This is a genomic window from Marinitoga sp. 1155, from assembly GCF_001021175.1.
Lineage (GTDB): Bacteria > Thermotogota > Thermotogae > Petrotogales > Petrotogaceae > Marinitoga.
This window is the reverse complement of record NZ_AZAX01000036.1, coordinates 1-2,229: the sequence shown is the minus strand read 5'-3', so window position 1 is coordinate 2,229 and position 2,229 is coordinate 1. Positions and strand designations below refer to the sequence as shown.

Genomic DNA, 2,229 nt, shown 5'->3' with positions numbered 1-2,229 from the left:
CTAATTCTTAATCCCTTTTTTTAACATTCTTGTAGTTGTTTTTACATATACACAATATTTTCAAGATTAATCTATAAAATCAATTAATCATTAACATCAAATAATAGCGAGAATATAAAATTGCATCAATATATTAAACAAAAACTTAACCATAAAAATATATCAGGTGATAAAATAATTATGTAAATTTATTAAATTTAAGAAAAGAAAAGTTGATTATAAATTTACTCAAAATTTACTTTATATCGTTGACTATTTTTTTTTTTTTGCTAAAATTATTGTGAATTGAATAAGTGGAAATAATATCTTTTAATTATTCAGTAACATAATATAAAAATTATACATTCATAAAATTTTATTATGAATTATTAAGTTATAAAATTCGCAATATTGATCATAATATTATTAAATAAATCATATATAATAAGTGAGAAAAATTTAAAAAAATTTTTAATTACACACTAATCATTAGAAAACATTAATTAAATGCATCTAATCAGATATTATATCAAAAAAATTTTCATTTATCAGACGACTGAGTGATTCTGATATCAGGATTTTATGAAAAATTATAAAATCAAAAAAGTTTAAAGGGCGGGGAGAGAATGAAAAAAACGGTAAAAGTGTATATTTTAATAATTTTTATCAGTATTTTTTTATATCATGTACTAAGATAGAAAAACAGGAAAAAAATATTGAAAATAATAAAGTGCCAGAAACCTTTTTAAAAAATGATATTAATATTAAAACCTCCGAGTATTATACTAAAGATGATATTTTGGTATTTAAAAATTATTTTGAAAATGGTGAGTTAACAAAACAGGAAATATTTGATAATAAAGGTAATATAGATTATACGTTTGAAATAAAAGATGAAAAAATTTACTCTATTAAAAACTCTGATGGACAAAAAGTTTCTACAAATAAAATATATTATTATTATAATAATATTAGTCATACAAAAGAATCACTTCCACTAAATAAAATATTTACATTTGAAGATTACCTAAATTCAGCAAAAAATAAAAAAGAAAAGTTTTCATTATATGATCAATTGGATCCAGGACAATATACTTATGGATATAGAATTGATACAGTGGAAGCTGGTCCTACTATAGGCCAAATTTCCAGCGATATATTTTCAAATACAGTGGATTATCTTACAGGTGTTTTAACAAATAAATTAATTTCAATAATTGCTAAAAAACTAGAACCAATTAAAGATTTAATACAATACGGAAATGATTTTTATTCTTATTTAAAAAATAATTTTAAAATTGAAAAAAAGAAAAAGTTCCAAGAATGGCGAAGAGAGCAAAAAAGAATTTATGTTATACATTATATTTCAAACAGAAATGGAAAATGGATAAAAAGCTGGGAAAAGATTTTTGCAATAGCTGAATTACATTATGCTAATGTAATTGTAGAAATAAAAGGTAGATCATATTATAAATATTATAATTATGGAGTATATGAAACTCGAAGCGAACCAGCTGAAAGAAAAGAAGTAAAAAGAAATGTTAAAGAAATAAAATCATTGAATTATGGTAATCATTCTAAATTGTTATTAATAGCAAAGGAAAATTATTTTACATATATAAATAACGGTACATATTATGTATGGTATGAAATACCGTAATTAATTAAAAATTTTCAAAAAATAAAGGTGAGATTTTATGTTTGATTATTTGGAATATTGGAAAAATAGTGAATTTCGTTTTAAATTTATAGTTTTTATAATTTTAATAATAATATCGTATTTCCCATTAAAAACAGCCTATAATTTATACTTTAATCCAATATATATACTTGAAAAATATTATTCCTCAATGAGAGAAGCAAGAATAAAATATGATAGTTACAATAAATCATATGAAAAATATCATTTTTACTATTATCAACCTAAAGAAAAATTAAGGGAATATTTGAATGAAATGATAGAAGAAAGAAGAAAACATGTATTAAATTCTGAAAAAGTTGAAAAATTAATGAGAGAATATTATAAAGAACTAGAAAAAGAAGAAATAATACTTAATATACTCGGTTCTTTAGATGATGAAGATAAATTATATAAAAATATAAAAACAACCAAATATGGATATAATGTGTATTTAATAAATCCAATGGTAGTGGGATATACGTTAAATTTTAAAGATGACGTTATAGAAAAACGTATATATGAGGAAGAACTTAAAAAAATTAAATATCCGGAAAATGCAGAGATTACAT

The 2,229-nt window shown here is 20.9% G+C and carries 2 protein-coding genes; both read left to right on the top strand.

What is annotated here, in order from left to right; translation table 11 throughout:
• Positions 1 to 709 precede the first annotated feature (709 nt).
• Positions 710 to 1,639 carry a hypothetical protein gene (locus tag X274_RS09805; RefSeq protein WP_047266654.1) on the top strand — a complete coding sequence of 310 codons (930 nt, stop codon included), beginning with the start codon at positions 710 to 712 and terminating at the stop codon, positions 1,637 to 1,639.
• Positions 1,640 to 1,676: 37 nt separating this feature from the next.
• Positions 1,677 to 2,229, top strand: a 553-nt coding sequence (locus tag X274_RS09800; protein WP_047266653.1) for a hypothetical protein, incomplete at its 3' end; no start/stop codon positions are given.